Annotated in this window: 23 protein-coding genes; 14 read left to right on the forward strand and 9 right to left on the reverse strand. The window is 71.4% G+C overall.

Annotation, left to right across the window (positions count from 1 at the left end; all coding sequences use genetic code 11):
- Positions 1-226: 226 nt before the first annotated feature.
- Positions 227-3,034, reverse strand: coding sequence for a valine--tRNA ligase (locus tag IEY69_RS01465; RefSeq protein WP_189071382.1), 2,808 nt, complete (start codon positions 3,032-3,034; stop codon positions 227-229).
- The gene (locus tag IEY69_RS01470) at positions 3,031-3,519 is read right to left on the reverse strand and encodes an NUDIX hydrolase (RefSeq protein ID WP_189071383.1); all 489 of its coding nucleotides are present in this window, start codon (positions 3,517-3,519) and stop codon (positions 3,031-3,033) included. Before IEY69_RS01470 ends, IEY69_RS01465 begins: the two co-directional genes overlap by 4 nt.
- A 384-nt stretch (positions 3,520-3,903) precedes the next feature.
- Between IEY69_RS01470 and IEY69_RS01475 the strand changes: the two genes are divergently transcribed.
- Together IEY69_RS01475 and IEY69_RS01480 are read left to right on the forward strand one after the other, a co-directional pair.
- Positions 3,904-4,521 carry a hypothetical protein gene (locus IEY69_RS01475; protein WP_189071384.1) on the forward strand — a complete coding sequence of 206 codons (618 nt, stop codon included), beginning with the start codon at positions 3,904-3,906 and terminating at the stop codon, positions 4,519-4,521.
- Positions 4,512-5,144, forward strand: a complete 633-nt coding sequence (locus IEY69_RS01480) for a hypothetical protein (protein WP_189071385.1) — start codon at positions 4,512-4,514, stop codon at positions 5,142-5,144. The genes IEY69_RS01475 and IEY69_RS01480 overlap by 10 nt, the downstream gene beginning before the upstream one ends.
- A gap of 18 nt (positions 5,145-5,162) precedes the next feature.
- On the opposite strand, the gene IEY69_RS01485 is transcribed toward IEY69_RS01480, so the two are convergent.
- Together IEY69_RS01485 and IEY69_RS01490 are read right to left on the reverse strand one after the other, a co-directional pair.
- Positions 5,163-5,867 carry a hypothetical protein gene (locus tag IEY69_RS01485; protein ID WP_229783542.1) on the reverse strand — a complete coding sequence of 235 codons (705 nt, stop codon included), beginning with the start codon at positions 5,865-5,867 and terminating at the stop codon, positions 5,163-5,165.
- Positions 5,868-5,942: 75 nt separating this feature from the next.
- Positions 5,943-6,464, reverse strand: a complete 522-nt coding sequence (locus IEY69_RS01490; RefSeq protein ID WP_189071386.1) for a DUF4388 domain-containing protein — start codon at positions 6,462-6,464, stop codon at positions 5,943-5,945.
- An 81-nt stretch (positions 6,465-6,545) separates the two neighbouring features.
- Between IEY69_RS01490 and IEY69_RS01495 the strand changes: the two genes are divergently transcribed.
- The 5 genes from IEY69_RS01495 to IEY69_RS01515 all read left to right on the forward strand — a co-directional run bounded on the left by IEY69_RS01495 (position 6,546) and on the right by IEY69_RS01515 (position 10,394).
- On the forward strand, positions 6,546-7,544 hold the full coding sequence (locus tag IEY69_RS01495; RefSeq protein WP_189071387.1) for an ADP-ribosylglycohydrolase family protein: 999 nt from the start codon (positions 6,546-6,548) through the stop codon (positions 7,542-7,544).
- The gene (locus tag IEY69_RS01500; protein ID WP_189071388.1) at positions 7,541-8,104 is read left to right on the forward strand and encodes a nucleotidyltransferase family protein; all 564 of its coding nucleotides are present in this window, start codon (positions 7,541-7,543) and stop codon (positions 8,102-8,104) included. Before IEY69_RS01495 ends, IEY69_RS01500 begins: the two co-directional genes overlap by 4 nt.
- A gap of 86 nt (positions 8,105-8,190) precedes the next feature.
- Positions 8,191-8,409 carry a 50S ribosomal protein L31 gene (gene rpmE, locus IEY69_RS01505; protein WP_046844910.1) on the forward strand — a complete coding sequence of 73 codons (219 nt, stop codon included), beginning with the start codon at positions 8,191-8,193 and terminating at the stop codon, positions 8,407-8,409.
- Between the two features lie 132 nt (positions 8,410-8,541).
- The gene (locus tag IEY69_RS01510) at positions 8,542-9,153 is read left to right on the forward strand and encodes a thymidine kinase (protein WP_189071389.1); all 612 of its coding nucleotides are present in this window, start codon (positions 8,542-8,544) and stop codon (positions 9,151-9,153) included.
- Between the two features lie 164 nt (positions 9,154-9,317).
- Complete coding sequence (locus IEY69_RS01515; RefSeq protein ID WP_229783543.1) at positions 9,318-10,394, forward strand: GGDEF domain-containing protein; 1,077 nt, start codon at positions 9,318-9,320, stop codon at positions 10,392-10,394.
- Positions 10,395-10,424: 30 nt separating this feature from the next.
- Here IEY69_RS01515 and IEY69_RS01520 read toward each other — a convergent pair whose 3' ends face one another.
- The gene (locus IEY69_RS01520; protein WP_189071390.1) at positions 10,425-10,946 is read right to left on the reverse strand and encodes a MarR family winged helix-turn-helix transcriptional regulator; all 522 of its coding nucleotides are present in this window, start codon (positions 10,944-10,946) and stop codon (positions 10,425-10,427) included.
- A gap of 161 nt (positions 10,947-11,107) precedes the next feature.
- Positions 11,108-12,379: an aspartate aminotransferase type Ic gene (locus IEY69_RS01525; protein ID WP_189071391.1), complete on the reverse strand. Its 1,272-nt coding sequence runs from the start codon at positions 12,377-12,379 to the stop codon at positions 11,108-11,110.
- Positions 12,380-12,569: 190 nt separating this feature from the next.
- On the opposite strand from IEY69_RS01525, the gene IEY69_RS01530 reads away from it, so the two are divergent.
- Both IEY69_RS01530 and queA read left to right on the forward strand, forming a co-directional pair.
- Positions 12,570-13,124 carry a LabA-like NYN domain-containing protein gene (locus tag IEY69_RS01530; RefSeq protein ID WP_189071392.1) on the forward strand — a complete coding sequence of 185 codons (555 nt, stop codon included), beginning with the start codon at positions 12,570-12,572 and terminating at the stop codon, positions 13,122-13,124.
- A 6-nt stretch (positions 13,125-13,130) separates the two neighbouring features.
- A complete protein-coding gene (gene queA / locus IEY69_RS01535) occupies positions 13,131-14,249 on the forward strand; it encodes a tRNA preQ1(34) S-adenosylmethionine ribosyltransferase-isomerase QueA (RefSeq protein ID WP_189071393.1) in 1,119 nt (372 codons plus the stop codon).
- 62 nt (positions 14,250-14,311) lie between these two features.
- Here queA and IEY69_RS01540 read toward each other — a convergent pair whose 3' ends face one another.
- On the reverse strand, positions 14,312-15,274 hold the full coding sequence (locus IEY69_RS01540) for an N-acetyltransferase (RefSeq protein ID WP_229783544.1): 963 nt from the start codon (positions 15,272-15,274) through the stop codon (positions 14,312-14,314).
- Positions 15,275-15,360: 86 nt separating this feature from the next.
- Between IEY69_RS01540 and IEY69_RS01545 the strand changes: the two genes are divergently transcribed.
- Both IEY69_RS01545 and IEY69_RS01550 read left to right on the forward strand, forming a co-directional pair.
- On the forward strand, positions 15,361-17,412 hold the full coding sequence (locus IEY69_RS01545; protein ID WP_189071394.1) for a M3 family metallopeptidase: 2,052 nt from the start codon (positions 15,361-15,363) through the stop codon (positions 17,410-17,412).
- A gap of 146 nt (positions 17,413-17,558) precedes the next feature.
- Complete coding sequence (locus IEY69_RS01550) at positions 17,559-18,050, forward strand: CAP domain-containing protein (protein WP_189071395.1); 492 nt, start codon at positions 17,559-17,561, stop codon at positions 18,048-18,050.
- A gap of 75 nt (positions 18,051-18,125) precedes the next feature.
- Here the strand turns inward: IEY69_RS01550 and IEY69_RS01555 are convergent, their stop codons facing one another.
- Both IEY69_RS01555 and IEY69_RS21910 read right to left on the reverse strand, forming a co-directional pair.
- A complete protein-coding gene (locus IEY69_RS01555; RefSeq protein WP_189071396.1) occupies positions 18,126-18,902 on the reverse strand; it encodes a 3-hydroxybutyrate dehydrogenase in 777 nt (258 codons plus the stop codon).
- Positions 18,903-18,957: 55 nt separating this feature from the next.
- Positions 18,958-21,966: an AfsR/SARP family transcriptional regulator gene (locus tag IEY69_RS21910; RefSeq protein WP_189071397.1), complete on the reverse strand. Its 3,009-nt coding sequence runs from the start codon at positions 21,964-21,966 to the stop codon at positions 18,958-18,960.
- A gap of 131 nt (positions 21,967-22,097) precedes the next feature.
- Here IEY69_RS21910 and IEY69_RS01565 point away from each other — a divergent pair, with 131 nt between their 5' ends.
- The 3 genes from IEY69_RS01565 to IEY69_RS01575 are packed head-to-tail and all read left to right on the forward strand — an operon-like array spanning position 22,098 to position 25,591.
- Positions 22,098-23,258: a heparan-alpha-glucosaminide N-acetyltransferase domain-containing protein gene (locus tag IEY69_RS01565; RefSeq protein ID WP_189071398.1), complete on the forward strand. Its 1,161-nt coding sequence runs from the start codon at positions 22,098-22,100 to the stop codon at positions 23,256-23,258.
- 18 nt (positions 23,259-23,276) lie between these two features.
- The gene (locus tag IEY69_RS01570) at positions 23,277-24,374 is read left to right on the forward strand and encodes a hypothetical protein (RefSeq protein WP_189071399.1); all 1,098 of its coding nucleotides are present in this window, start codon (positions 23,277-23,279) and stop codon (positions 24,372-24,374) included.
- Entirely contained in the window at positions 24,371-25,591 is a 1,221-nt protein-coding gene (locus IEY69_RS01575; protein WP_229783545.1) for a polysaccharide deacetylase family protein, read from the forward strand. The genes IEY69_RS01570 and IEY69_RS01575 overlap by 4 nt, the downstream gene beginning before the upstream one ends.
- Positions 25,592-25,606: the final 15 nt, after the last annotated feature.

Raw genomic sequence — 25,606 nt, forward strand, 5'->3', positions numbered from 1 at the left:
GACCCGGCGTCTCGCTTTCGCTGCGATGCGGCGTCTCACAGCAGAATTCAGGAGTATTGAAGGTACTCTTCAAGACTCCTGAACGAGCGGAGCGAGCACCTGACGGCACCAGCGGTTGGAAGTGGAAGGGCGTGATGTTGGCCCTTCAATGGAACTGGAAACCGCTGTCAGGGCCAAACAGACCGGCCCCTGCGCATACTGGCGCGGGGGCCGGAGCACGAAGGGATTACTCGAACTGCGCGAGCACCTGTGTCAGACGTTCCCGCTGCGCGCCGAAGTCGGCTACGCGGCGTTTTTCTTCCTCAATGACTTCCGCGGGGGCGCGGGCGACGAAGCCCTCGTTGCTCAGTTTGCCCTGCGCCTGCTTGATCTGCTTGTCGAATTCCGCGAGGCGTTTCTTCTGCTTGCCGATCCAGTCGGCAATATCCACGGTGCCTTCCAGCGGCGCGCGGACGGTCACACCCTGCTCGACGAGGCTCAGGGTGCGGCCCTCCATATCGCCGGACAGGTTCACGCGGGCGATGCTCTCGACCACGCGGGCGTTCTCGTGCACGGTCGGGGCGAGGTCGCCCTCCACGGCAACGTTCAGGCGGTCCTGCGGGCTGAGGCCCAGTTCGCTCTTGAGGCTGCGGGCGGCGGCCACGGCGGCGCGCAGGGCGTCGAAGGCGCGGGTGGCGTCCGCGTCGTGCAGCGCCTCGTCCGCGGCGGGCCAGGTGTGCACGGCCAGCTGGCGGCGGTGGCCGAGCGCGCCGTACAGTTCGCTCGTCACGAACGGCATGAAGGGGTGCAGCAGCTTCAGGATGTGTTCCAGCGTGGCCTTCAGCGTCACCAGCGTGGACAGTTTCCCTTCCGCGAGGGCGGGTTTGGCGGCCTCGATGTACCAGTCGCAGAACTCGTCCCAGGTGAAGGTGTACAGCGTACGGATGGCCGCGCCGATGTCGAACGCGTCGAGCTGCGCGGTGGCCTCGGCGGTCACGGCGTTCAGGCGCGACAGGATCCAGCGGTCCGCCAGGGTCAGGTCCGCGCGGGCGCGCACGGCGGTCAGGGCGTCGCGGCTGCGCAGGATCTCGCCGACGCTGTCGTCCAGCGCGCCCTGCACGTAGCGGATCAGGGCCTCGTCCGCCTCGTGCCCGGTCGTCTGGAGGTTCGGGAGGGCCTCGCCGAGGCGCAGCATCGCGAAGCGCGCGGCGTTCCACAGTTTGTTCGCGAAGTTGCGGCCCTGCTCGAAGCGGCGCGGGTCGTGCTTGATGTCCTGCCCGCCGGTGGACAGGAAGCTGAACGCGAAGCGGCTGGCGTCCACGCCGTACTGGTCGAACAGTTCCAGCGGATCGATGCCGTTGCCCTTGCTCTTGGACATCTTCTGACCCTTCGCGTCGAGGTACAGGCCGTGCAACATCACCGTGCTGAAGGGGGCCTGACCGGTCAGGCCGTACCCGGCCATCTGCATGCGCGCCACCCAGAAGAACAGGATGTCGTACCCGGTCACGAGCACCTGCGTGGGGTAGAACTTGCGGAAGTCCTCACTGTCCGTGTCGGGCCAGCCCAGCGTGCTGAACGGCCAGAGATTGGAGCTGAACCACGTGTCGAACACATCAGGGTCGCGGCGCAGGTTCAGGTGCGCGTAACGGGGGTCCTGATCGCAGTCCAGGTCCGGGTTCTCGGGGTCCGGTACGTACAGGTTGCCCTGCTCGTCGTACCACGCGGGAATCTGGTGGCCCCACCACAGCTGACGGCTGATGTTCCAGTCGCGGATGTTCTCCAGCCAGTCGCGGTTCACCTTCGCGTACCGCTCGGGCACCAGCTGCATGTCGCCGCGCTCCAGCCCGGCCAGCACCTGTTCCGCGAAGGGTTTCATCTTCACGTACCACTGCTCGCTGATGATCGGCTCGACCGGCACCTTCGTGCGCTCGGATAGGCCGATGGCGGTGTCGTGGTCCTTCTCCTCCAGCAGGTCGCCGCCCTCGGTCAGGGCCTTCACGACCGCCTTGCGGGCCGCGAAGCGTTCCAGGCCCTGGAACTCGGCGGGCACCAGCCCGTCGCGGGTCAGGTTGCCGTGCAGGTCGATCACGCTGGGACGCGCCAGACCGTGGCGTTCACCGACCTCGAAGTCGGTCGGGTCGTGCGCGGGCGTGATCTTCAGCGCGCCCACCCCGAACTCCATCTCGACCGCCTCGTCCGCGATGATCGGCACATACCGGTCCGTCAGGGGAATGCGGGCCTCCTGCCCGACCAGATGCGCGAAACGCGGGTCCTGGGGGTGCACGGCGATCGCCTGATCCGCGAAGATCGTCTCGGGCCGCACGGTCGCGATGCGGATCTCGCCCGCCTCCCCGTTGCTGGCCGCCGCGTTCGGGTCACGCAGCTTGTACGACAGGGTGTACATCTTGCCCTTGCGGACCTCGCGGTCGATCTCCAGTTCCGACAGGGTCGTCTGGCTGGCCGGGTCCCAGTTCACGATCCGCTCGCCGCGGTACGCGAAGCCCTCGTGGTACAGCTTCACGAACTGATGCCGCACCGCGCGGCTCAGGCCCTCGTCCATCGTGAAGCGCTCGCGCGTCCAGTCGGCACTGACGCCCAGGCGCGACAGCTGCTCCAAGATCATTCCGCCCGACTCGGCCTTCCACTCCCACACCTGATCCAGGAACCGCTCGCGGCCCAGGTCATGACGGCTGACGCCCTGCTCGCGCAGCTGCCGCTCCACGACCACCTGCGTCGAAATGCCCGCGTGGTCCATGCCCGGCAGGTACAGCGCCTCGAAGCCCGCCATGCGCTTGTAGCGGATCAGCGTGTCGATCAGCGTGTTGTCCAGCGCGTGCCCCAGGTGCAGGTTCCCCGTCACGTTCGGCGGCGGGATCACGATCGTGAACGGCTCCTTCCCGCTCGTCGCGTCCGCGCGGAACGGCTCGTTGCGCCACTTCGCGGCCCAGCCGGGCTCGACCGCCTTCGGGTCGAACTGCTTGGCGAGGGTGGACGCGTCGTTCTCGGGCGTCTGATCCGGGGTGCTGGTCTGGTCGGGGGTGTAGGGGTCAGTCATGCTTGAAGCTCCTTGTGCAGCAGGTGATCGAGGTGGGGGAGGGCGGCGTCCAGCTCCCAGTCCAGGCCGGGCGCGTGCAGCGGCGCCCAGCGGAACCGGAACACGTACCGGCCCTCGGCGAGGTGATCCCAGGTGTCCGGCGTGCCAGCCGGGGCGGTCAGGGCGTACGCGTGGCAGACCTGCCGCGTGAACCGCTCCGGCAGCTGCGCTTCCCATAGATACGAGGCCAGGAAGGTGGGATGGGTCAGGCTCAGACCGGACTCCTCGTGCAGTTCGCGCGTGGCGGCCCGCTCCGGGATTTCGCCCGGCTCGACCCCGCCCGCCACGACCTGCACGCCCGCACCGCCGTCCGGAACGTGATCGAACACCAAGAGCTCGGGACTGCCGCAACCGGTGCGCGTCACAAAGCACACGACCTTCTCCCGCAGGCTGCGCGCCGCCGCGTCCCGCCGGGCCTCCTGTGGCGTGTCGTAGAACGTGACCATCCTTCCCACCTCCTGACCGGGGAGGGAAACGCAAAACGTCCCGTCCGCCGGAAGACCTTCCGGATGCGGACGAGACGAGAGTGTCCCGTGGTACCACCGCGTTTCCCCGCCTGCATGGGGGGCACTCGCTGCGCGCTGTATCGGGCGCACCCGGAGGCTCTACGCCCCCCACGCGGGGGGTTTCTGCCGTCGTGCTCGCGGGTGACGTTCGCCGGGGGCCGGTCCACCTGCCCTCTCAGTCGCGGGGCGGGTTTCCTGTGGGGGCCTGACCCGGGTACTCCTCCCGGTCACTGCAATCGGGAGTGTACGCGCCAGGGGGCGGGCATTTCAATCCGCACGCTGGCCCATTGGCGGCGTGGGGGTGGGCCGGGCATCCTGCGGGGCGTGCCCCTGACTGGAATGACCCTGTATCACCGCGCCGTGCGGGACGTGCGCGGCGATCACCTGTTGCCCCTGAGCACCCTGCGTGAGCGTCACCCGGACGTGTACGCCCGCGAGGCGGCGAAGTACGTGGGCCGCGAGGCGCTGATGGGGGAGCGGGTCGGTCGGCTCGACTGCCGGTGGACCGATGTGCTGTTCTTCTCCCCGGTGAATCCGGGGCCGCTGCTGGACGCCGCGCGGCAGAGCGGGCGGGCGATTCCCCCCGTGCGGTTCTGGACGCTGGACGCCTCGCACCTCGATCCGGCGCGGGCCTGTGTCCGGCTGGTGCGGCCCTGGCCGGGGGGTGTGAAGCCCGCGCCGGACCCGGCGGACGAGCTGCCGTTCACGCCGCAGACGCTGCGGGAGCACTCGGCGGCGCCCCCGGCGACCCTGGACCGCCTGCGTGCCCTGCCCGGCGGTGCGCCCCTGATCCTCTTGATGGACGTCCCGCACATCCTCTACCGCGGCGAGGTGCCCCTGGGTGCGCTGGGCGAGGCGCGCTGCTGCGGCGCCCTGCTCCCGCCACTCGATCTGCCTGAGACAGAATGGTCAAAATGTCGTATGTTGCCCGCATGTCCATAGATGTCGATGCCCGGGCCAAAGCCATCCTGCCGGATACGGCGCTCAGCGCGCACGACACGGTCGAGATCGTCCAGCTGCTCCTCAAAGCCCCCACTGCCGACCGTCCGGCCGCCCCTGGCCTCCTCCCGCACGTGTGGGGCTCGTCCCGATCCGGCTTCGCGGATCACGCGCTGCGCCAGCTGCTGACCTGGGCGGACCTGCCGGACCTGACGTTCATGACCGGAGAGCAGGCCATGTACCGCACGGAGGACCGGGTGCACGGCGTGGCCCGCAACGTCACGGTGCTGCGGACGCCCGCCGGACTCCAGCGGGCCGGGAGCAGTCTCGCCGCCCTGTTCAGCTGGGCTGAGGCTCACCCGGACGTCGTCGCGCAGGCGTCGAACGGCCTGTACGGCGGGGCGGATGTGCCGCGCCTGCTGGGCAGGACTGGCCTCTCGGTGAACCCCCGGTACGACCTGACGGTGCAGGGCGACGAGGACGGCGACGACCTCGATTACATGCTCGCGTACCTGCGGGGCGTGCGGTCAGTCGTGCGGTTCTGCCTGCACCACTCAATGGCCTTCCTGTACGTGCAGGACGACTTCATGATCCCCGCCGGTCTGGATGAATCCCTGGACGACTGACCCGGAGGCAGCCCCAGGTCAGTCGGTGTGAGGGACTCGTTCGAAGCGGTACAGCAGGGGTTTTTTCAGCAGGCCGCGCGGGACGGTCACGGTGGCGCTCTGGTAGGGGAGACCGCTGACCTGCGCGGACGCGCTGAACAGCTGCGTGTCCTCGCCGATGCGGGCGGCGCGGTCGCTGACGTCCAGCAGGCCCTGCGCGCGGCTCAGGACGTCGTAGGGGTGTTCGATCAGCACCGTGAGTTTCACGGGCTGCCCGATCAGGCTGCGCAGGGGGTTCGCGGCGCTGCTGAACGCGGCACGCACGGGTTGCGCCTGACGCTCGCACGTGACGCGGATGCTCAGGCCGTACTCGCCGACCGGGAAGGTCAGGTCGCGGATCAGGGTCACGCCGTCGCCTTCTGCCTCGCGGAACGCGGTCAGCAGGGCGTCGCGGCGGTTGCGTAGCAGCGTGGCGGGCATGGCGCGCTCCACGGGGAAGTCCGCGCGGGCGATCAGGCGTTCAGCGCTGCGCAGCGTGTCCTCGCGGGTGCGGAAGGTGTGGTGCGTGGCGTCCTGCATGGGATGCCACGATCCGGCAGGACCGCGTTCCATCCACTGGATGAACAGGTCGAAGCTGTCTCTGAACTGCCAGGACGGGTGAGGCTGGGCGGACCGCGCGGCGCTGCCGTCCTCCCGGGTGTGAACGTCGCTGGTGTGGGCGGCGGGGCGGGTGATGGCGCTCATGGGACCTCCGGTGCGCCCATCATGCCTGAAATGACCCGCCGCGTGTGTGGGAAATGGCGCCCGGCGCAGGGAAGGTCAGTTGATCTCGATGAGTTCGGCCAGCAGGAACGGCTTCAGGGTCTCCAGGACCAGTCGGGGCGGCGCGGCGGTGCGTTCCAGCAGGGTGCGGATGTTCCCACTGTCGGAGATCAGGTTCAGGATGCGGTACTGGGTGCGCGTGACGGGCTGAGCCTCTGTCCACTTGGCGGTGAAACGCAGGCGTTTGTTCCAGTCGGGGAAGGTCCGCAGCAGCGTCTCCCAGCCGGCGTTGTCTTCCAGCAGGCGGCGCAGGGCCGGGTCGCGGCGCAGGCTCATGGTGCGGTTGGGGGGCGGCTGATCGACCTCGAAGGTGAACACGCCGGCGTCCAGGCTGGCCATGAACTGCAGGGCGTGCTCACCGCGCAGGCGACCCGCCTCGGCGTGCGTGATCTCCCCACGTTCCAGCCACAGCTGACCGCCGCGGATGTGGTCCACGCTCAGCCGCCCCGCGCGTCCGCTCGTGAGGAACATCTGCATGACGGACAGGAAGGGAAAAACCGCCAGATCTCCGCGTACCATAGGTGACCCACAGTGTAGGGGCGCGCCGCCCCCGGCGCGAGGGGTCACCCGGCGGGGGCGGACGCATGCGAAGATCGTCACATGCAACCGCTGGACGTCCTGCTGTCCCTGTGCGCGGCTGACGCGCTGGGCGCCGCCACGGAATTCAAGTCTCCCGACGTGATCCACGCCCGCTACGGCGCTGCCTTCCGCACGTACCAGCCGGGCAGCGTGTTCGGCTTCGCGCCGGGCGAGGCCACCGACGACAGCCAGATGGTCGTCGCCACCCTGCTCGGCGCGGCGCGCGGCGAGGGGCACGCAGGCGTCCTCGCCGCGTTCCGCGAGTGGCTGGCCGCCGCTCCGCCCGACGTGGGCGGCCTGACCCGGCAGGCCCTGCGGCTGACCTTCACGCAGCCGGAGCGGCTGGACGGCGGCGCGCTGGCCTGGGAACGCGGAGGCTTCGATGGGGCGGGGAACGGTGGCCTGATGCGTGTGGCCGCCGCGTGGCTCCTCGGGCACCGGGGCGCCGCGCTGGCGCGCGAGTCGGCGGTCCTGACCGCCCTGACACACGCGGACCCGCGCTGCGTGCACGCCTCGGTGTTCCTGACGGCGTTCATGGAGGCCCTGGCCGCCGGGCAGCCCTATGCGGCGGCGGCGCAGGCGGGACTGGCCGTCATGGACGGCCTGGACGGGCGGGACGCCCTGGTGGACGCCGGGGTGCTGGGCCTGCACACCCAGGACGCTCACCGCGCCTTCCGGGGTCGTGAGCGCGAGGCCCGCGCGCAGGTCCGCGCCCGCGTCCGCTCTGGCCTGGACGGCACGGTCACCTCGCAGAGCGGCTACGTACTGGACACCCTGGAAGCCACCGTGGCGCACGCTCGCCGCGCGGACTGGTGGGCGTGCGTGGAACCCGCCGTGCTGGGCGGGGACGACAGCGACACGGTCGCGTGCGTGGTCGGCGCGGTTGTGGGTGCGCGCGGCCTCGGCACTCCGCCCGAACTCCTGCCGGACCTGCGGCTGGGGCACAGCTGGCCCGGCTGGGAGCGCGACTGGCCCGCGAGGCAGCACCTGCCTGGCGTCCTGGCCCGCGCTCAGGCGTGACCGAGCAGGAATTCCTGACCCTGGTGCGCCGCATTCCGGTGAACGCGGCGATCCTCGACCGGCTGCCGGACCTGTGCGTCCCGCAGGCGCACCTGACGGCCGGAGCGCTGTTCGGGACCGTCTGGAACGTTCAGGCCGGGCGGCCGCCCGGCGCGGAGATCGCGGACTACGACCTGTTCTACTGGGACGACGACCTGTCCTACGAAGCCGAGGACGCCGTGATCCGCCGCGCACAGCTGCTGTTCGCGGACCTGCCGGGCCCCGTCGAGGTCCGCAATCAGGCGCGCGTGCACCTGTGGTTCCGGCAGAAGACCGGCCTCGACCGGCCCGCGTTGCGGTCGGCGCGGGACGGCATCGATCAGTTCCTCGTGGCGGGCACGGCCCTGGGAATCGACGCGCGCGGCGAGGTGTACGCCCCTTTCGGCCTGCATGACCTCGCGGCGGGGGTCCTGCGCCCCAACCCACGCAACCATACGCCCGGCCTGTACCAGGCCAAGGTGGACTCCTACCGGCGCCGCTGGCCGTGGCTGACCGACACCGGCTTCGCGTCCTCACCCTGAGAGGCTCGTGCGTGGTACACTGTCAGGGTTGCCCGCTACGCACATGCACCGGAGACCGGGGCGCAGACGTGGCGGAGGAGGCACCCATGAAGAAAGACATCCACCCCAAAGTCGTTCCCACCAAGATCATCTACCAGGGCAAAGTCGTGATGGAAACCCTGAGCACCAAGCCCGAGATCCACGTGGACGTCTGGAGCGGCGTGCACCCCTTCTGGACCGGCGAGGAGCGCTTCGTCGACACCGAAGGCCGCGTCGACAAGTTCAACAAGCGCTTCGGCGACAGCTACCGCAACAAGAAGAAGTAAGCGCCCCGCGCCTGCGCCGCCCCCACCCACCAGGGTCGGGGCGGTTCTTCTATCCCTTCTGGACGGAACGACTTCTGAAGCGGCGCCCGCACGGCCCGGCAGGTTCACGCCCGATCTGCGATACTCGCGGGCGTGCTGAAATCCCCCTACCACGGCGGTCACCTGGAAGTCATCGTCGGCCCGATGTTCAGCGGGAAAAGCGAGGAACTCATCCGCCGCGTGACCCGCGCCGTGATTGCCCGGCAGCGCGTGTTCGTGTTCAAACCCGCCCTGGATGACCGCTACCACGAGTCCGCCGTCGCCAGTCACGCCGGACGGACCGTGCACGCCGTCGCAGTGCGCGGCGCGGCCGACATCCGCGCGCACCTGAGCGGCGAGGGCACCCTGCTGCACGCCCAGGGTGACACGTTGCCCGACGTGGTCGGCATCGACGAGGTGCAGTTCCTCGACGAGGCGATCATCCCCCTGGCGCTGGACCTCGCGGACGCCGGGGTGCGCGTGATCCTCGCCGGGCTGGACCAGGACTTCCGCGCCGAACCGTTCGGGTTCATGCCCGAACTGCTGGCCCGCGCCGAGAGCGTCGAGAAACTCACCGCGATCTGCACGGTGTGCGGCGCGCCCGCCACCCGCTCGCAGCGCCTGATCGGCGGTCAACCGGCCCGCTTCGACGATCCGGTCGTGCTCGTCGGCGCCGAGGAGAGCTACGAGGCGCGCTGCCGCGTGCATCACGTCCTGCGGAACTGACCACTCGGGCGCCCGGGTCCACCAGCGGCAGCCCGGAGGCCAGCCGCTCGTCTGATCAGGCCTGGTCAGATCTGGACGCGCGTCCCGTACCTCAGCCGCTACACTGCACCTGACGCGCTCACGTTCGCCTGGCCGACCGTTCAGGCTCCATCAGGGGTTGATTCTTGACTCAGTCATCCACGTCCACGTCCATGGCCGATCCGCCACCCTGGGTGCTGCGGCAACACCGCATGTTCACCTGGCTCGTGTGGCTGGGCGCGCTGGCGTGCGCCGCCGCCCTCGGCTCCCAGTACCCCAGACTGGATCCGCTCGACGTCTGGGCCCTGCCGGCCCTGGTCCTGACGCTGCTGGTGCTGCGCGTGATGCTCGGTCAGGCCACCGTGAGCATCGGCACGGCCGTCCACGTGACCTTCATCAGCACCGCCACCTACGTGCTGCTGGCCCTGAACCACCAGTTCAGCGTGCTGACCGTGCAGTCCATGGCGCTCATGGAAAACACCTACTGGTTCGCCGTGATCTACGTGGCCGCCTTCTTGGTGTACGAACCCCGCAAGGCCGTGGGCGCCGCCGGCGTGATCCTGGGGCTGGCCACGTTCATCTGCGTGCTGAACATGCTGCTGGTCGTGCCGCCCGCCGCCCGCCTGCAACTGCTCGGGCCGTGCGCGCAGTTCCTGCTCGTCGGGGCGGTCCTGACCCTGATCCAGGCGACGCTGGGCGTGCAGCGCACCCAGTTTCAGGCTGCTCGCGCCGCCGCGCTGACCGACCCCCTGACCGGACTGGCCAACCGCCGGGCCGCCGAGGAACGCCTGACCCGCCTGACCCAGAACGCCGAGACGTACACGCTGATCCTGTTCGACCTGGACCACTTCAAACGCGTGAACGACATGCACGGGCACGCCATGGGCGACCTGGTGCTGCGCGGCGTCGCGGATGTCGCCCGCCGACACCTGCCGGAGGGCAGCCTGATGGCCCGCTGGGGCGGCGAGGAATTTCTGCTGATCCTGCCCGAACAGCGGGACAAGCACCTGCGCCCCATGCTCGACCGCCTGCGCGCCGATCTGCGCCACCACCGCTACGGCACCGTGAACGGCGTGACCGCCTGCTTCGGCGTGGCGACCGCCAGCCCGGCCGAGGACCCCACGGCGGTCGTGGAACGCGCCGATCTGGCCATGTACCGCGTGAAGCAGCAGGGCCGCAACGACGTGCACCTCGCCGACCTGCGCCGCACGCACGTCAGCTGACCAGGAGCGGGTGTCGCGGCTCCGCGTCCGTCAGCTGGAACTGGAGGCGGGGCCCGGCCGGGCGCGGCGGCCACGGCGCTGCTCGGGATCCTGCGGGGCCGGGTCGCTGAGGGCCCGGCCCAGCTGACGGGTCAGGGCGCTCAGGTGCGCCAGATCCTCGGGGCTCATGGAACTGAACACCGCCCGGATGCCCTGCACGTGCCCGGGCAGCACCTGTTCGATCAGGGTGCGGCCCATGTCGGTCAGGGAGACCCGCATGACGCGGCGGTCCAGTTCATCCCGGTCGCGGCGGACCAGTCCGTCCCGTTCCAGATTGTCGATGACCATGGTCAGGTTCCCGCTGGAGCGCAGGATCTTGTCGGCCAGCTGCCGCTGACTCAGCGCCCCCAGGTGATAGATGGCTTCAAGCACGCCGAACTGGCTGATGGTGAGGTTGTAGTCGGAAAGATGACGGTTGGCGTTCACCTCGACCGCGTGCGCGGCGCGCCACAACTTCACGTAGGCGTCCAGCGCAGCCCGGTCTTCCGGTGAACCAGCGTAACGATTCGGCATTCCCTTCATGGTCGGGGCGCGCCCGCATGAAGTCAAGCTGATCGGCCGGTCAGAGGCGACCGTACCTGACGCCTCCCCGGCCGGAAGCGATCAGGTCGGCTCCGATGCCCCGACCCGAGCGCCCGGTCGCCTTCCGGCCCGGCCACCTGAAGCGTCGGCCGTCAGCCCTGCTGCGCGCGGTACTCCTCGGTGGCCAGCCGGACGCAGGTCGCGACGGCGCGCATCGCCTCGTAGACTTCCTCGACCGGGGGGCGCGTCGGCGCGAGGCGGATGTTGCGGTCATGTGGGTCCCGCCCGCCGGGGTACGTGGCGCCCGCCGGGGTGAGACTCACGCCCGCCTCGTCCGCCAGCTGCACCACGCGCGACGCGACCGGCGCGGTCGTGTCCAGGCTGATGAAGTACCCACCGCGGGGGCTACCCCAGGTGGCGAACTCGCCGCCGTCCCCCAGTTCCGCGCGCAGCACCTCGTCCACCGCGCGGAATTTCGGGGCGATCAGCGCCGCGTGATCGTTCATCAGGCCCTCCAGACCGCCGGGGTACGCCTGGAGGAATTTGACGTGGCGGGCCTGCTCGACCTTGTTCGGGCCGATGCTCTGCGCGTTCAGGAACTTCGACAGCCACTTGACGTTGTCCTCGCTGCTGCCCACGAAGCCCAGCCCGGCGCCCGCGAACGTGATCTTGCTGGTGCTGGCGAACACGAACGTCCGGTCCGGGTACCCGGCGTCCCGCGACAGCGTCACGAGGTTCACCGGCGTGTCCTGCCCCGCCGGGTCGGGGGAGAGGTGGTGGGCGCGGTACGCGTCGTCCGCGAAGATCGTGAAGTCCGGCGCGGCCGCCTTCACCCCGGCCAGACGGCGGGCCTTCTCGGCGCTGATGGTCTCTCCGCCGGGGTTCGAGTACGTGGGCACAAACAGAACGCCCTTCACGCTCGCGTCCGCCGCCAGTCGCTCAATGGCCTCAACGTCCGGCCCGTCGGGCTGCATGTCCACGGTCAGCAGTTCGAAGCCCAGCGTCTGCAGCAGCAGGAAGTGCCGGTCGTAGCCGGGCGTCGTGACGATCATCTTCGGTTTCTGCCCCGCCCAGGGCTGCCCGCCGCGCGGGCCGTGCAGCAGCGCGAACGTCAGGACGTACCCCTGGAGTTCCAGGCTGGCGTTGTTCCACACGATCACGTTCTCGGGCTTCAGGTCCAGGTACGCGCCGAACATCGCCCGCGCGGACGGCAGGCCCGCCACACCGCCGGGGTAGTTGCGCAGGTCCAGGCCGTCCATGTGCGTATCGTGCTCGCCCAGCACGGTCAGCAGGCCGTTACTCAGGTCGAAGTCCGCGTCGGCGGGCTGGCCGCGCTGCATGTTCAGTTTCAGACCCTTCGCTTTCACCGCGTCGTACGCCGCGCGCGCCTGCGCCAGGGCCTCACTCTGCACGTCACTCGTCATGCGCCCAGCGTACCCGCCCCCAGCAGGGCAGGGCAGGGACGTGTCTACCCCTGAAGCGCACCGGAAGCGCGAGGGCCGGGGGTGTTACACTGCTCGCGCTGCGCCCGCCGGGTCAGCTTTTCCCTCACGCCCGCCCCTTTCCGATCCCACCCTTTTCCCGCCCAGCTTCCACCACAACAGGAGAATCCACATGCAATACGTCGTTCACCGCCCCCGCGTCGGGGTGTTCATTGACACGCAGAACCTCTACCACTCGGCCCGCGACCTGATGGAACGCACCGTGAACTTCGAGACGATCCTGAAGACCGCCACCGAGGGTCGCGAACTCGTGCACGCCATCAGTTACACCGTGGAACGCGAGAACGAGGCCACCGCCCGCCCGTTCATCTACAAGCTGTCCACGCTGGGCTTCAAGGTGCGGCGCATGAACCTCACGCTGCATCACGTCACGGACGGCGGCAAGGCCATCTACGAGGGGAACTGGGACATGGGCATCGTGGCCGACATAGTGCGCCTGATGGACCACCTCGACATCGTGGTGCTCGGCAGCGGCGACGGAGACTTCACCGACATCGTGGAGGTGCTGCAGGAGCGCGGCAAGCGCGTGGAGGTCATCGCGTTCCGGGAGCACACCGCGCAGAAACTCGTGGATGCCGCCGACCGCTTCACGCACCTGCCCGACATCGACGGCGGCCTGATGCCCGCCCGCCAGACCCGCGCCGCCACGCCCAAAACCGAGGAGTAAACCCCGATGACCGACGCCACGCCGCACGCCGGGGCGGACGCCGTCCTGCACCGCCTGAACTTCCACCTGCCCGAGGACCGCGTCGCGCAGACCGGCGCGGAACCCCGCGACGCCTCCCGCCTGATGATCGTGGGCGACGAGATTCAGCACCGGGTGTTCCGCGACCTGCCGGACGACCTGCGCGCGGGTGACCTGCTGGTGTTCAACCAGAGCAAGGTCATCCCCGCGCGCGTCATGGCCCGCAAACCCGTGGACGCCCACGGGCACGGCGGCGGCAGCGTGGAGGTCATGCTGCTGCGCGCCGAGGAACGCCCCGAACTGGGCCGACACGTCTGGAGCGCGTACCTGAAACCCGCCCGCCGCGCCGGGAACGAACTGTGGCTGGGCGGCCTGGAACACGAGGGCGGGCACCGCGCCCAGGTCGTCGGGGAACTGGAGGACGGCGCGCGCCTGCTGCGCTTCGACCACGACATCCTGCCGCACCTGGACGACATCGGCCGCCTGCCCCTCCCGCCGTACATCGACGCGGGCGACAGTGACGAGACGTGGCGCGACCGCTACCAGACCGTGTACGCCCGCGAGCCCGGCAGCGTCGCCGCGCCCACCGCCGGACTGCACTTCACGCCCGAACTCCTGGCCCGGCTGGCCGGACTGGGCGTGCAGACCGCGCACGTCACCCTGCACGTCGGCGCCGGCACCTTCCGGCCCATCAGTGGCAGCGTCGCCGACCACGTCATGCACGCCGAACGCTGGCACGTCACCCCCGAGACCGCGCAGGCCATCAACGCCGCCCGCGCCGAGGGCCGCCGCGTCATTGCGGTCGGCACCACTACCGTCCGCACGCTGGAAAGCGCCTGGGACGGCACGCAGGTCCAGCCCGGCGAGGGCGACACGCAGATCTTCATCACGCCCGGCCGTCCCGTCAACGTCCCGGACCTGCTGATCACGAACCTGCACCTGCCGGGCAGCACCCTCCTCCTGCTGGTCGCCGCGTTCGCCGGGGAGGACCGCATCCGCGCCGCGTACGACGCCGCCCTGAACGGCGACTACCGCTTCTACTCGCTGGGCGACGCGATGCTCCTGACCAACGTGCGCGGCGCGCGATCCGAGGTCACTGGGGAGTAGGGAGTGGGAACACATGAAGGTGGGCGCGTCACGGCGACGCGCCCACCTTCCTTTTCCACTGCCTACTGCCCACTCCCCACTTCCCGCGTCAGCGTGATCGTTGCCGCCTCGCGCTGGAAGCCCAGGCGTTCGTTGATGGCGAGCATGGGGCGGTTGATGACGTGGTTCCCGGTGCGGGAGTGCGTGAAGCCCCGTGTCAGGGCGGCGCGGGCGGCGGCGAGTTTCAGGGCGAGGCCCAGGCCGTGTCCGCGCCACCCGGCGCGGACGCCGGTCAGGCCGTTGTGGACGAAGCCGGGGCGCGTGGCGATGGGTTGCGACAGCTGACTGGTCCCCACCCACGTGCCGTCCGGCGCGAGGGCGATCATGATGCCGCTCGTGTCGGGCAGCAGGGTGGGCATGCGCTCCAGCCACACCTCGAACGGCCAGACCTGCACGGGGCGGGCGCTGGGCACGTCGGTCAGCAGCGCGTGGATCAGCTCGTAGTGTTCGCGCTGGTGCGCTTCCCAGCCGCCCAGGTCGCTCAGGGGGACGATCCGCACGCCGCTCGCGCGGGCGCGGGCCTCGTCGGCGGCGAACGCGCCGAAGTCCAAGCTGCGCAGGTCGAGGGTGCTGAGCCACATGCGGTCCGCCTCCTGCCAGCCGCGCGCCCGCAGGAAGTCATGCTCCCACCAGTCCTCGCGGACGCGGGTCACGGCGGTCGTCGCGCCCGCTGCGCGCAGCACACCCAGCCCAGCGTCCAGCAGCGCGTCGGCCAGAGGTCCCCCCGCCTCCTGCGGGTGGAGGGTCAGGGTCAGGTCTAGCCAGCCGTCGTGCGCGTCCATGCGCGGCACGCCCGTCGTCACGGCCCCCCTCGCCTCGCCGTGTTCGAACGCGGCCTGCTGGGTGTGGTGCTCATCCGGGCGGCGCGTGGCAGCCAGGCGGGTCAGGTCGTCCACGCTGACGGGGCTGTCCGGGTGGGCCAGGGAACGCAGCGCGGCCAGATCGGCGTCCGCGATGGGGGTCAGGTGGGGGAGGGTCGCGTCCATGCACGATTACAGCACGGGGTTTCCACCCGCCGGGCACGTCAAATGGCTTACGGTGCGCTCAGCCGCCCTGTCTATACTCCGGGGTGATGACTGCAACCCAACCCGAGGCGACCGGCGTCAGCAACCCCCTGCTGAACGTCGGGTTCCGCATTCCCTTCGACCGTATCCGCCCCGAGCACGCCGAGGGTGCCGTGGACACCCTGCTGGCGCAGACGCAGGCGAAACTCGAGGCGCTGGCCAGCAGCGGCGAGCGGAATTTTGCGAACTTTATGGCGGACCTGGACACGCTGACCGAACAGCTGGATACCGTGAACACCATCGTGCACCACCTCGACGGCGTGATCAGCAGCCCCGAATGGCACGCCGCGAAGATGGCGATCCTGCCCAAGGCCAGCGAGTTCTACACGAAACTCAGCCTGCACCCCGGCCTGTGGGCGGCGCTGAAGGCGTTCGCCGAGACGCCCGAGGCCGCCGCGCTCGACCCGGTGCGCGCCCGGCACCTGAAACTCACCATCGACGGGTTCCGCCGCGAGGGCGCCGACCTGGAAGGGGCGGACAAGGAACGCCTGCTGGCGCTGAACACCCGCCTCGCCGAGGTGACCAGCGAGTTCAGCAAGAACGTCCTCGACGAGATCGCCGCGTTCGAGATGTACGTCCCCACCGAACGCCTGGCGGGCGTGCCGCAGCGCGTGCAGGACGCCACCCGCCGCGACGCGGAGGCCAAGGGGAAAGACGGCCACCGCCTGACCCTGCACGCCCCGGTGCTGCTCCCGGTCCTCACGTACGCCGAGGACCGCGAGGTGCGCCGCGACCTGTGGCTCGCCAACAGCCGCACCGGACAGCAGGAGGGCCGCGACAACCGCCCCCTGATCCGCGAGATCCTCAAGCTCCGCCGCGAGAAGGCTCAGCTGCTCGGATTCAAGGACTTCGCGGACTACGTCCTGCAGGACCGCATGGCGGGCAGCGGCGCGCGCGCCCTGGCCTTCGAACGCGACCTGGACGCCCGCACCCGCCCCGCCTACGAACGCGAGAACGAGGAACTCCGCGCCTTCCACCGCGAGCAGGTCGGCGCCGACGCACCTGAACTGGAAGCCTGGGACGTCACGTACTGGGCCGAGAAGCAGCGGCAGGTCAAGTACGACTTCGACGAGGAAGCCCTGCGCCCCTACTTCCCCATGGACGGCGTCCTGGCGGGCCTGTTCGAGATCACCCGTCACGTGTTCGGCATCACCGTCGCCGAGAGCGAGGCCCCCGGCTGGCACCCCGAAGTGCGCTACTACACCATCCACGACGAGACGGGCACGCACATCGCGAGCTTCTACACCGACTGGTTCCCCCGCGACAGCAAACGCGGCGGCGCCTGGATGAACGCCTTCATCACCGGCGGCCCCCGCGAGCACGGCGTCGAACCGCACCTGGGCCTGATGTGCGGCAACATGACCCCCCCCGACGGCGACACGCCCGCCCTGCTGTCCATCCGTGAAGTCGAGACCGTCTTCCACGAGTTCGGGCACCTGCTGCACCACGCCCTGAGCCGCGTCGAGGTGCGCAGCCTGAGCGGCACCAGCGTCCCGTGGGACTTCGTGGAACTCCCCAGCCAGATCATGGAGAACTGGGTCATGGAACGCGGCGCGCTCGACCTGTTCGCCCGCCACTACCAGACCGGCGAGACCATCCCCCAGGACCTGTTTGACCGCATGGTCGCCGCGCGCAACTACCGCGCCGCGAACGCCGCCATGCGCCAGTACTCCTTCGGTCTGACCGACCTGAGCCTGCACGTCGAATTCGACCCGGACAGCGACACCGACCATGTCGCCTACGCCCGCGACCTCATGGCGACCTTCCAGCCCACCCCGCTGCCCGACCACTACGCGCAGATCGCCGCGTTCAACCACCTGTTCAGCAGCCCCGTCGGCTACGGCGCCGGGTACTACAGCTACAAGTGGGCCGAGGTCCTCGACGCCGACGCGTTCAGCCGCTTCGCGCAGGAAGGCATCTTCAACCGCGACACGGGCCGCGCCTTCGTGGACAGCGTCCTGAGCCGCGGCAACAGCGCCGACCCCGCCGAGCTGTACCGCGAGTTCATGGGCCGCGATCCCGACGCGGACGCTCTGCTGCGCCGCAGCGGACTCCTCTAACCACACCGCCTCCTTCCGGGGTCTAGGCACACGAGGCCTGGACCTCATCCTTTTTGCGGTTGACCCCGTGCGGGGACATGAGAGGGAATGCCGATTTTCCCATCTCCTTCATCTGCCATTCAGGTTAAGATCGGTTCACGATGCTCATGCAGACCGCCCAGCGCACGCTGGGAGCCCTGGCGGCCCTTGTGGCCCTCGGACTCCCCGCCACGGCCCAGTCCACCGCCGAGCAGCAGCTGATCAAACAGCTGAACCAGGTGCGCGCCCAGGGCGTCACCTGCCCCGGCAGCGGCACCCGACCCGTCGCCGGCGGTCTCACGTTCACCCCGGCCCTCTCCGCCGCCGCGCGCATGCAGGCCGGGTACATGAGCGCCACCGGCCGCATCACCCACACCGGCGCGAACGGTAGCACCCCCCGCGTCCGCGCCGCCAGCACCGGCGTGAACGCCGTCAGCGTCACCGAGATCGTCTTCATGGGCGGCAGCCAGAACCCGGAAAGCGCGATCCGCTGGTGGCTGCAAAGCCCCGTGCACTGCTTCTGGATGAACGAACGCCGCTACACCCACGTCGGCGCCGCCGTCGTCCAGGGCTCCCGCGGCACCGCCTACGTCATGGTCCTCAGCAGCCAACCCCGGTAAGGGTTGAAAGGTGATGGAGGACGGTTGATGGAACCGTCCTCCATTTTCTTGCTCTGAGATATCCCCGTTCTGCCGTTACCGGGCAGTCCAGCCCAGGTCCAGGTCCAGCACCGCGCCCGTCATGCCCCACGCCGCCGGGCTGACCACGTAACTCGCCAGCGCCGCGACGTCCTCCGGGTCCAGGAGGCGCTTGATCGCGGCGGGTTCCAGCATCACCTTCTGCTCGACCTCCTGCACCGTCAGGCCGCGCGTGCGGGCCTGATCCGCAATCTGCCCCTCGACCAGCGGCGTCCGCACGTACCCCGGACAGATGGCGTTCACGGTCAGGCCCTGCTCACCGGCCTCCAGCGCCGCCGTGCGCGTCAGGCCGATCAGACCGTGCTTCGCGCTGATGTACGCACTCTTGAACGGACTCGCCACGTGCCCGTGAATGCTCGCCACGTTCACGATCCGCCCCTGCCCGGAACGCGTCAGGTGCGGCCACGCGTACTTGCTCAGCAGGAACGGCGCCGTGAGCATCACGTGCAGCATCGCGTCCCAGGTGTCCTCCGGGAACTCCGCGATCGGATCGATGTGCTGGAAGCCCGCGTTGTTCACCAGCACGTCCAGCCCACCCAGCGCCGCCACCGCCTCATCCACCGCGCGGCGGCAGTCCTCGCGGCGCGACAGATCCGCCCCCACGAACGCCAGCCCATGCGCCCGCGCCACCTCCCGCGCCTGAGGGCGATCCAGGTCCAGCACCGCCACCCGCAACCCATCCTGCGCGAGGCGCTGAGCGATCGCCAGCCCGATGCCACTCGTGCCGCCCGTGACCAGCGCGGCCCGGCCCTGCTTGTGCGTGTCCTGCGTCATGCGCGGAGTGTAGGCCGCAGGCGTCACGCAGCGGTTACGCCCGACAGAGTTCGCGTCAGGCTCGCGCGCCGGACAGCGCCTGCCACAGCGCCTGCGTCTCCGGCAGGGGCCGTAGCCCCAGGTCCGCCAGGGCCGACGACAGCGCCGCGTACACCCGACCCGCCGCCGCGCCACGCCCCAGCGCGTGCTGAGCGCGCATCAGCGCCCGCGCCGCCGGTTCATGCGCCGGGTCGAGGCTCAGGGCGCGCCCGGCCGCCTGTGCCGCCCGGTCCGGGCGGGCCACCGCGAGGGCCACATCGGCTTCAGCCGCCAGAGCTTCGGGGAGCGCCGCCGCGTACCGCTCGGCCTCACGGGCCACGTCGTCCAGGTCCACGTCTGCCAGGGTGGGCGGGAGCTCCAGCAGGGCCTCCAGGCGGCCCGGCGTGCCCGCCGCCTGCCCCATCCGCGCCCAGGCGGCCGCCAGATCGACGTGCAGGTCCGCGCCGGGCCGCAGGCGAAGCCAGTCCCCGCGTTCCAGGAACACGCCGCTGCGTGCGCCCTCCTCCAGCACCTGCCCCAGCGCGTGCAGCGTCACGCGGAAGTTCCGCTCGCCCACGCCAGGGTCGGCGTCGGGGAACAGCGCCTCCTGCGCCGCCTCGCGCGGCAGGCCCGCCGGGTGCACGGCCAGCAGGGCCAGGAGGTCGCGGGCCTTCGCGCGGCCCCACTCGCGCACCCGTCCGTCCTCGCGCAGGACCGCCACGCGGCCCAGCACCTGCACCTGCACCTCGAACCCCGGCGTGTCCGCCGGGTCCGGCACCGCCGCGTACCCCAGCTCGCGGGCCGCCGCCGCCAGCGCGCCGCGCGCACCCGGCTGCGCCTCGGCCAGGCGGGCCAGCAGCGCCGCGCGGCCCGCGCGGGACGCGACCGGCGCGAACAGGGACGGGCGGCCCAGCAGGAACGGGTACGCCGCCACCGCGTGCGCCGCCGCCCCGGCATGCCCCGCGTCCAGTGCGAACAGGGCCAGCGCCGCCGCCGCCTGCCCGAAGGCGTCCCCGCACGCGCCGAACAGCGCCGCCGCCTGCCGCAGCCCGTCCGGTGCCTGAGCCGCGAGCGGACCCTGCGCCAGCCCCAGCGCGGCCGTCAGGACCAGCAGGCCCTCCATGTAGCGGTCCCCGCCGGTCTGCCCCCGCGCCTCGGCCGTCAGGGCCTGCGCGCGCGGGCCGTCCCCCGCGCGGCCCGCCAGCGCCGCCAGTCCCATCAGGGGTTCCACCTGCAGGCGGCCCGCCACGTGCTGTGCCTGCCGCAGCGCCGCCTCGTAACTCTCACGGGCCGCCGCGAAGTCCCCCGCCGCCTGCTGCGCGTGCCCCAGCCGCGCCAGGGCCAGCGCCTGCACGAACGGACTCTCCAGCCGCTCACCCTCGGACAGGCCCCGCCGCGCGCAGGTCCCGGCTGCGTGCACCTCGCCCCGCGCCGCGTGCAGGAAACTGGCCAGCAGCAGCCCCTCGCGGTGATTCTGCGCGGCCCGCGCGCCGCCCGTCTCGCCGTCCGCCAGGGCCAGCGCCCGCGACAGCGCCGCGTCCAGATCCCCCGACCTCAGCGCGTAGCGCGCCCCGCCGCGCAACTCGGGTTCCAGCGCCACCGCCTCCGCCAGCTGTCCGGCGTTCAGTAGATTCTCGGCCCGCAGGCGACGCACCTCGCCCTGCCGGTCCCCGCCGATCAGCGCCGTCGCCTCGTCCAGCGGCGCCCAGGCGTGCGCGGGCTGCACGGTGTCCAGCGCGAGGCGAACCTCGCCCAGCGCGCGGTCCAGCGGCCCCGCCAGCGCGTACTCCGCGCGGGCCTCGTCGTAGCGGCTCGCCAGCCGCAGGGCGTCCCCGGCCAGCGCGTGCAGCGCCGGAGTCCACACCGCGCGCGGCAGGCGCGACAGGCTGCGGTCCACCAGCGTCACCCGCCCCTGCGCCAGCCATGCGCCACCCCGCCCGGCCAGCAGCGTCGCCGCGCGCGCCGCGTTCCCGGCCAGCAGATGCGCCGCCAGCGCCCGCCGCAGCCGCCCCGTCCGCTCGAAGAACGCCGCGCCGCGCGCCGCCACCGCCCGCGCCTCCTCCGGCGGCAGCAGCCCCCGCAGGTGCGCGCGCAGCAGCGGATGCGCCCGGTACGTGTCCTCACCCGCGCGGGTCAGGAACGTCCCACTGCCCGCCAGCGCGTCCAGCAGGGTGCGCGCGCGCGGCTCGTCCAGCGCGTCCTCCAGCAGCGCCGGAATCAGCTCCTCGAACACGCTGCTGCGTGTCAGCAGACCCCGCAGGGACGGATCGAGCGGACCCAGCACCTCCTGCGCGAGGTACGTGAACAGCGTCCCCAGCGGCGCGTCCCCGCCCTCCAGGTCCGCCAGGTCCGCCAGCGTCACGCGGCCCTGCGCGGCCGCCTGCGTCAGGAACCGCACCGCGATCGGCCAGCCCTCGGTCGCCGCGTGCGCCGCCCGGACCTCCGCGCCCGACAGCATCAGGCCCTGCGACGCGAACAGCGCGGCGATCTCGGCGGGTGTGAACGCCAGTTCCGCCGCCGACAGGCGCGCCGCGTCCCCCGACACCTCCAGCCGCGCCAGTTCCGGCAGGTCCAGCGCCGTGCGCGACAGCAGCGCCACGCGGCCCTCGCCCGGCGCGAGGAGCTCCGCCAGCAGGTCCGCGCCCGGCGTACCCGACAGGCCCTGCGCCTCGTCCAGCACCAGCAGCGCCGCGCAGCCGTCCAGCACGTCCGCCACCAGCCCTGCCACCCGCCGCGGCGACGCCCCGCCCCCCAGCGCCTCCCCGGGCCGCGCCCCGCCCGGCAGACCCTGCACCGCCAGCGACAGACTGGCCGCCAGCACCAGCGGATCGGCGTCGTCACTGTCCAGCGTCAACCACGCCACCGGCCCGGGCCGCGCCGCAGCCGCCTCGGCCAGCGCCGTCGTCTTCCCGTACCCGGCCGGCGCGGTCACCAGCAACACCCGGGCGTCCAGCGCGGCCAGGAGGCGCGGGCGGGCCACCGCGCCGCGCACCGCCGGCAGCCGCGTGCGCCGCGCCGACGTCAGGTCCCGCCAGTGAAGGGTCACGCGCTGAAATCTAGCGTATTCCTGCGTGCTGAACGCCCGTTCAAGCCGGGCGCCCGGCGCGACTCACGCGGCTCACGCAACCCGGAAAACCCAGTCATCCACCCGACTCATGAGAGGACTAGCGTGCGCGCATGACGCTCCCGGCCCCACCCCCCACCACCGGCCACAGCGACCCCACCCCCGACCTTCAGCACGGCGCCGCGCCTCCAGTTGCGCGGCCCCGCCTGACCGCCCTGGACGCCTTCCGCGGCGCGACCGTCCTGCTCATGCTGCTCGTGAACAACGTCGCGCTGGGCGGCGCCACCCCCGCGCAACTCATGCATGCCCCGTTCGGCGGGCTGACCCTCACGGACCTGGTGTTCCCCTGGTTCCTGTACTGCGCCGGGGCGGCCCTGCCGTTCTCGCAGGCCGCCATGACCCGCGCGGGCCTGAGCGGCGCGGCCCGCACCCGCCGCCTGCTGGAACGCGCCGCGCTGCTGTACCTGCTCGGCGCATTCGAGACGAGCGTCACCACCCACCACCTCACACTGGGCCTGGGCGTGCTGCAACTCATCGCGCTCGCCACGCTCTTCGCCGCGCTGCTGGGCGACCTGCGCAGCCGCGCCCGCCTCCTGATCGCGGCGCTGCTGCTCGCCGGGTACGCCGCGTTCCTGAAACTCGGCGTGCACCCCGGCGGGATCGGCGTGATCAGCGAGACCAGCAACCCCGTCCAGGCCCTGAACGACGCCGTCCTGAACCCGCTGGGCCTGCGGGGCCTGATCTCCGTCATTCCCACCACCGCGCTCGTGCTGCTGGGCAGCGTCGCCGCGCGCGTCCTGTACCTGCGAGACCCGCGCGCCCCCGCCAAACTGCTGGGCCTGGGCCTGACCCTCAGCGCCGCGGGGTTCGGCTGGGCGGCCAGCGGACACCTGCCGCTCAGCAAGACCCTGTGGACTCCGCCGTACATCCTGTACGCGGCGGGCCTGGGCACCCTGGCGCTGCTGCTGACGTGGCTGATCGCCGACTCGGGGCGCGTGCCGCGCGGCGCGGCGCTGCTGCACCCGCTGACCATCCCTGGGCGCAACGCCCTGGCCGGGTACGTGCTGCCCATCCTGATCAAGGTCTGGATCCTGCAGGACTGGACGGTGGCCTGGACGGGCCGCGCGCAGCCCATCGGCGCGGCGCTGCTGACCCTCGCGCAGCGGCACCTCGGCGCGGTCGGCGGCGGCTGGACGTACACGCTGGGCTACGTCGCCGCCGTGTGGCTGGGCCTGGCCTGGATGGCCCGCCGCGACCTGATCCTGAAACTCTGACCCCTGCACGAGGTCCCCATGAACCGATCCCTGACCCTGCCCACCTTCTCGGCTGTGACGCTGCTCGCCCTGCTGGCCGCCCCCGCCCACGCCGCCCCCCCATCCATGACGCCCGCTGACCTGCACCTGGGCGGCCCCGCCTTCCGCGCCCTGGCCGCCGACTCGTACGCCCGCGCCGGACTGAAGGGCACCTTCGAGGACTGGCTGAACGCCGCCTACGCCCGCGCTGGCGTGACACTGGAAGGGCAGGCCACCCTGACGGGCACGCTGGACGCCCGCCGCGCCCACCTGAAGCGCCTCACGGGGACCGCGCACGATCAGCTGGCGCTGGACACCGCCGCCTGGGCGCACCGCTTCATCAAGGCCAGCATTCCCCGCTTCAGCCTGGAACGCGGCTACGAGTTCGCCGCGACCGCCTTGCACGGCGAGCGGCAGTGCCTCCTCCAGAGCACGATCATCGCCGCCCTGCTGCAACGCGCGGGCCTGGACGCCGGACTGGTCATGGTCTGGAAGAGTCAGACCGGGCAGGAAAGCAACCTGGGGCACGTCACCAGCGTGCTGCGCCTGCCCGGCGGGGACGTGCAGGTGGACGCCAGCGAACCCACGCCCTTCGCCCGCCACCAGGGCCTGCTGGCCCGCGTGGACGGCGCGTGGCGCTTCGTGACCCCCACCTTCCAGGGCGACCGCATGACCGCCTACGCCCGCGCGGACGGGCGGGGCCGGGTGCCCAGCGCGGGCCTGAGCTTCCTGAGCCTCGCCTACCTGCGCTCGCAGTACGACTACTACCGCGCCGAACGCACCGTGGGCGGCGTGCTCGGCACCGGCACTGGACGCAGCACCCCGCAGGGCCTGAAGACCAGCGAGACCCTGCTGCGCCGCGCCCTGAAAGAAGAACCCCGCAACGCCCTGGCCGCCAGCGTGCTGGGCACCACCCTGCGCAAGGAAGGCGAGAATGAGGCGGCCCGCACCCAGTACCGCGCCGCCGCGACCCTGTACGCCGCCCAGGGCCACACGCCCGCCGGGATGCAGGCCAACCTGAAGTGGGCCGCCACGACGGGCCGCTTCCCGAACCTGTTCGCCCCGATCCTCGCCCTGCTGACCCGGAGTGCCTCTTGACCCCCACCCGCCGACCGCTGCCGACCCTGCTGGCCACCCTCACCCTCGGCACGCCGACCCCGACCCTGGCCGCTCACGCCCCCACGTTCGCCACGCTGCCCGGCCAGATTCAACCCATCGCGCCCGGCACGCAGACCGCGCCGGAACTGCCCACCCTGACCCTCACGCCCGCCCTGGCGTACGTGCACACGGTGAACGTGCTCGGCAACGGGTTCATCACGGTCGCGCACGCCATCCTCACCCTGAACGCCGCGCAGCACGCCCAAGCCCGCCCCCTGGCCGAGGCGGCCGTGCAGCGCGTGTTCGCCGCGCGCCCCGACCTGACCGAGGTGGACGTCAGCGTGTATGACGCGGGCAGCTACGCCGGATTCGGCGGGCCGCTCCCCCTGCTGACCGCCAGCGTCCCCCGCGCCCGCCTGAACGACTTTCAGGCCTGGGCCGCCGGACGCGGCCCGTACGACCGCGCGTGGGTGAACCCCGGCCCCACCAGCGCCGCCACGCGCCCCGCCGACCGCGTCCGCGAGACCACCCCGACCCTCACCACCGACCCCGCCGCGCCCCTGACCGCGCAGAACCGCGCGCGACTGCGCGACACCACCGCCCAGGTCGCCGGCGGCGAACACGGCGGGCTCCTGTACCGCGCCCGCCGGGGCACCACGGATCTGGCCGCGCTGACCTTCGACGACGCGCCCCACCCGCTGTTCGAACCGCTGCTGCTCGACCTGCTGCGCCGCAGCGGCGCGCACGCCACGTTCTTCGTGATCGGCCGCAACGCCCAGGCGTACCCGTACTTCGTGCGCGACATGGCCGCCCAGGGTCACGAGGTCGGCAACCACACCTACCACCACGTCCGCCTGCCCCCCCTGAGCCCGGCGGCCGTCCTGGACGAACTTCAACGCACGAACGCCCTGCTGCGCGACCTGACCGGCAAACCCGTACGGTACTTCCGCCCGCCCGGCGGCGACTACACCCCTGCGACCCTCCAGGCGGCGCGCGACGCAGGCCTGACCACCGTGTTCTGGACGGACGACCCCGGCGACTTCCAGAACCCCGGTGACACCGTCCTGGAACGCCGCTACCGCACCCACCTGCACGCGGGCGGCATCGTGCTCCTGCATGACAACGCCCCGCAGATGCTCGACGTGCTGCGGGACTTCCTGCGCTACGCCCGGCAGGAGGGCGTCGCCCTGACGACCGTCGGCGGCCTCCCCAAATAACAGAAAAAGGGGAGA

The sequence above is a fragment of the Deinococcus sedimenti genome (assembly GCF_014648135.1).
GTDB lineage: Bacteria > Deinococcota > Deinococci > Deinococcales > Deinococcaceae > Deinococcus > Deinococcus sedimenti.

What these genes read in the sequence shown, in the direction of transcription:
- IEY69_RS01465 (WP_189071382.1), bottom strand. Translation starts at nt 3,034, where the DNA reads ATGACTGACCCCTACACCCCCGACCAGACCAGCACCCCGGATCAGACG.
- IEY69_RS01470 (WP_189071383.1), bottom strand. Translation starts at nt 3,519, where the DNA reads ATGGTCACGTTCTACGACACGCCACAGGAGGCCCGGCGGGACGCGGCG.
- IEY69_RS01480 (WP_189071385.1), top strand. Translation starts at nt 4,512, where the DNA reads ATGTCCATAGATGTCGATGCCCGGGCCAAAGCCATCCTGCCGGATACG.
- IEY69_RS01485 (WP_229783542.1), bottom strand. Translation starts at nt 5,867, where the DNA reads ATGAGCGCCATCACCCGCCCCGCCGCCCACACCAGCGACGTTCACACC.
- IEY69_RS01490 (WP_189071386.1), bottom strand. Translation starts at nt 6,464, where the DNA reads ATGGTACGCGGAGATCTGGCGGTTTTTCCCTTCCTGTCCGTCATGCAG.
- IEY69_RS01495 (WP_189071387.1), top strand. Translation starts at nt 6,546, where the DNA reads ATGCAACCGCTGGACGTCCTGCTGTCCCTGTGCGCGGCTGACGCGCTG.
- rpmE (WP_046844910.1), top strand. Translation starts at nt 8,191, where the DNA reads ATGAAGAAAGACATCCACCCCAAAGTCGTTCCCACCAAGATCATCTAC.
- IEY69_RS01520 (WP_189071390.1), bottom strand. Translation starts at nt 10,946, where the DNA reads ATGCCGAATCGTTACGCTGGTTCACCGGAAGACCGGGCTGCGCTGGAC.
- IEY69_RS01525 (WP_189071391.1), bottom strand. Translation starts at nt 12,379, where the DNA reads ATGACGAGTGACGTGCAGAGTGAGGCCCTGGCGCAGGCGCGCGCGGCG.
- IEY69_RS01530 (WP_189071392.1), top strand. Translation starts at nt 12,570, where the DNA reads ATGCAATACGTCGTTCACCGCCCCCGCGTCGGGGTGTTCATTGACACG.
- queA (WP_189071393.1), top strand. Translation starts at nt 13,131, where the DNA reads ATGACCGACGCCACGCCGCACGCCGGGGCGGACGCCGTCCTGCACCGC.
- IEY69_RS01540 (WP_229783544.1), bottom strand. Translation starts at nt 15,274, where the DNA reads ATGGACGCGACCCTCCCCCACCTGACCCCCATCGCGGACGCCGATCTG.
- IEY69_RS01545 (WP_189071394.1), top strand. Translation starts at nt 15,361, where the DNA reads ATGACTGCAACCCAACCCGAGGCGACCGGCGTCAGCAACCCCCTGCTG.
- IEY69_RS01550 (WP_189071395.1), top strand. Translation starts at nt 17,559, where the DNA reads ATGCAGACCGCCCAGCGCACGCTGGGAGCCCTGGCGGCCCTTGTGGCC.
- IEY69_RS01555 (WP_189071396.1), bottom strand. Translation starts at nt 18,902, where the DNA reads ATGACGCAGGACACGCACAAGCAGGGCCGGGCCGCGCTGGTCACGGGC.
- IEY69_RS01565 (WP_189071398.1), top strand. Translation starts at nt 22,098, where the DNA reads ATGACGCTCCCGGCCCCACCCCCCACCACCGGCCACAGCGACCCCACC.
- IEY69_RS01570 (WP_189071399.1), top strand. Translation starts at nt 23,277, where the DNA reads ATGAACCGATCCCTGACCCTGCCCACCTTCTCGGCTGTGACGCTGCTC.